Consider the following 3,454-nt stretch of genomic DNA (forward strand, 5'->3'; position numbering starts at 1 on the left):
GCTCTCCGCCATCACGGTGCTGCAGAACCACTTCCCGGGTCTCGGGAACATCCCCACGCTGATCATCGCGCTCATCATTGCCGCGCTGGTCTGCTCGGTCGTCGGGTACACGATCGAGAAGGTCGCCTACCGGCCGCTGCGCCGCGCGCCGCGTCTCGCACCGCTGATCACCGCCATCGGCGTGTCGATCCTGCTGCAGACGCTCGCCATGATCATCTGGGGCCGCAATCCGCTGGCCTTCCCGCAGCTGATCTCCACCGATCCGATCAACGTGATCAAGCCCTCCGATACGGGGGTCGGCGCCGTGATCTCGCCCACTGAAATCGTCATCATCGTCGTGGCGTTCGTCGTGATGGCGGGCCTGCTGCTGCTCGTGCACAAGACCCGGCTCGGCCGCGCCATGCGCGCCATCGCCGAGAACCCGGCCAACGCGAGCCTGATGGGCGTGAACCCGAACTTCGTGATTTCGGCCACCTTCATGATCGGCTCGGCGCTCGCCGCGCTCGCCGGCGTGATGATCGCCTCCGAATACGGCAACGCGCACTTCTACATGGGCTTCATCCCCGGCATGAAGGCGTTCACCGCGGCGGTGCTGGGCGGTATCGGCAACCTGGGCGGCGCGATGGTCGGCGGCGTGGTGCTCGGCCTCATCGAGCAGCTCGGCGCGGGCTACATCGGCAACCTGACCGGTGGGGTGTTCGGCAGTAACTATCAGGACGTGTTCGCGTTCGTCGTGCTGATCGTCGTGCTCGTGTTCCGTCCGTCGGGGCTGTTGGGCGAACGTGTGGCAGATCGCGCATAAGAGGGAGTAGAGCAAAATGACTTCAATTCAACCGATCGAGCCGTCCACCACGCTCATCCCGGAGAAGAACACGACGAAGACCCTCGCGGTGGGCGTCGTCACGGCCCTCGTCGTCGCTGCGCTGCCCTTCGTGGTCGGCGTGGTGGGCGGCAACTACTGGGTGCGCGTGCTCGACTTCGCGATGCTCTATGTGATGCTCGCGCTGGGCCTGAACGTGGTGGTCGGCTTCGCCGGCCTGCTGGACCTCGGCTACATCGCGTTCTACGCGGTGGGCGCCTATACGGCGGCACTGCTGACTTCGCCCCACCTCACGACGCAGTTCGAGTGGATCGCCAACCTGTTCCCGGGCGGCCTGCATACGCCGTACTGGATCGTGATTCCGGTCGCGATGGCGTTCGCTGCCGGCGCCGGCGTACTGCTCGGTGCGCCGACGCTGCGTCTGCGCGGCGACTATCTGGCGATCGTGACCCTCGGCTTCGGGGAAATCGTTCGTATCTTCATGAACAACCTCGACCGTCCGGTGAACATCACCAACGGGCCGCAGGGCATTACCGGCGTCGCGCCGCTGGACGTCGCGGGCTTCAACCTCGCGCAGCCGCACACGCTGTTCGGTTTCACGTTCACCTCGGTGTACTGCTACTACTACGTGTTCGTGATCTGCGCGCTGCTCGTGATCTGGGTGTGTACGCGTCTGCAGCACTCGCGCATCGGCCGCGCCTGGGCCGCGATCCGCGAAGACGAAATCGCCGCGAAGGCCATGGGCATCAACACGCGTAACGTGAAGCTGCTCGCCTTTGCGATGGGCGCGTCGTTCGGCGGCCTCTCGGGCGCGATGTTCGGCTCGTTCCAGGGCTTCGTTTCGCCGGAATCGTTCACGTTCTGGGAATCGGTCGTGGTGCTCGCCTGCGTGGTGCTGGGCGGTATGGGGCACATCCCCGGCGTGATTCTCGGCGCCGTGCTGCTGTCGGTGTTCCCCGAGTTCCTGCGCTCGACCATGGGCCCGCTGCAGAACGCGATTTTCGGCCACCAGATCGTCGATACCGAAGTCATTCGCCAGCTGCTGTACGGCCTCGCCATGGTCGTCATCATGCTGTACCGCTCGGAAGGCCTGTGGCCCGCGCCGAAGCACGAAGACAAGATCGCGAAGATTGCGAAGCGCAGCAGCAAGAAGCCGGTGCGCGCGTAACGGTAACGGACCGCAGGAGAAGACGAATATGAGCAACAAACCTATCCGCCTGTCCGTTAAGGGCGTGAACAAGCGCTTCGGCGGCCTGCAGGCACTGTCCGACGTGGGCCTGCAGATCGAGGAAGGCACGATCTACGGTCTGATCGGCCCGAACGGCGCCGGCAAGACCACGTTCTTCAACGTGATCACGGGCCTTTACACGCCGGATTCGGGCGAATTCAAGCTCGACGGCGAGGCCTACACGCCGACCGCCGTTTATCAGGTGGCGAAGGCGGGCATTGCCCGCACCTTCCAGAACATCCGTTTGTTCGGCGGCATGACCGCGCTCGAAAACGTGATGGTGGGCCGCCACGTGCGCACGAAGCACGGCCTCATCGGCGCCGTGTTCCAGACGCCTTCGGAGCGCAAGGAAGAGCGCGAGATCAAGGAGCGCGCGCTCGAACTGCTCGAATACGTGGGCATCGCGCAATACGCGGACTACACGTCGCGCAATCTCTCGTACGGCCACCAGCGCCGTCTGGAGATCGCGCGCGCGCTCGCGACCGATCCGAAGCTGCTCGCGCTCGACGAGCCGGCAGCCGGCATGAACGCGACCGAGAAGGTCGAACTCACGCGCCTGCTCGACAAGATCCGCGCCGATGGCAAGACCATCCTGCTGATCGAGCACGACGTGAAACTGGTGATGGGCCTGTGCAACCGCATGACAGTGCTCGACTATGGCAAGGTGATCGCGGAAGGTCTGCCGCACGACGTGCAGAAGGACCCGAAGGTGATCGAGGCATATCTGGGCGCAGGGGTGCACTGATGGCAAACGCAATTCTCAAGATCAAGGGCCTGCAGGTCAATTACGGCGGCATTCAGGCCGTGAAGGGCGTCGACCTCGAAGTGAAAGAGGGCGAACTCGTCACGCTGATCGGCGCGAACGGCGCGGGCAAGACCACGACGATGAAGGCGATCACGGGCCTGAAGCCCTATTCGGCCGGCGACATCGAGTACAACGGCCAGTCGATCAAGGGCGTGCCGGCGTACGAGCTGCTCAAGCGCGGTCTTGCGATGGTGCCGGAAGGCCGTGGCATCTTCGCGCGCATGTCGATCATCGAAAACATGCAGATGGGCGCGTACCTGCGCAGCGACAAGGACGGCATTGCGAAGGACGTCGAGCGCATGTTCGGCTTCTTCCCGCGCCTGAAGGAACGTGCCACGCAGCTCGCGGGCACGCTCTCGGGCGGCGAGCAGCAGATGCTGGCGATGGCGCGCGCGATCATCAGCAAGCCGAAGCTTCTTCTGCTCGACGAGCCTTCGATGGGTCTTTCGCCGATCATGGTCGAGAAGATCTTCGAAGTGGTGCGCACGATTTCGAAGGAGGGCATCACGGTGCTGCTCGTCGAACAGAATGCGCGCCTCGCGCTGCAGGCCGCGAACCGCGGCTACGTGATGGACTCGGGTCTCGTCACGATGGAAGGCGA

Annotated in this window: 4 protein-coding genes; all 4 read left to right on the forward strand. The window is 64.2% G+C overall.

The window, feature by feature from the left end:
* The coding region (locus U5760_RS31465) for a branched-chain amino acid ABC transporter permease (RefSeq protein WP_322016204.1) at positions 1-802 on the forward strand (802 nt) is incomplete at its 5' end.
* Between the two features lie 16 nt (positions 803-818).
* Entirely contained in the window at positions 819-1,988 is a 1,170-nt protein-coding gene (locus tag U5760_RS31470) for an ABC transporter permease subunit (RefSeq protein WP_322016205.1), read from the forward strand.
* Positions 1,989-2,016: 28 nt separating this feature from the next.
* A complete protein-coding gene (locus U5760_RS31475) occupies positions 2,017-2,793 on the forward strand; it encodes an ABC transporter ATP-binding protein (RefSeq protein ID WP_322016206.1) in 777 nt (258 codons plus the stop codon).
* A partial coding sequence (locus tag U5760_RS31480) for an ABC transporter ATP-binding protein (protein WP_322016207.1) occupies positions 2,793-3,454 on the forward strand: 662 nt, incomplete at its 3' end. The genes U5760_RS31475 and U5760_RS31480, both read left to right, overlap by 1 nt.

It is taken from the genome of Paraburkholderia sp. J12 (assembly GCF_905220215.1).
Classification (GTDB): Bacteria; Pseudomonadota; Gammaproteobacteria; order Burkholderiales; family Burkholderiaceae; genus Paraburkholderia.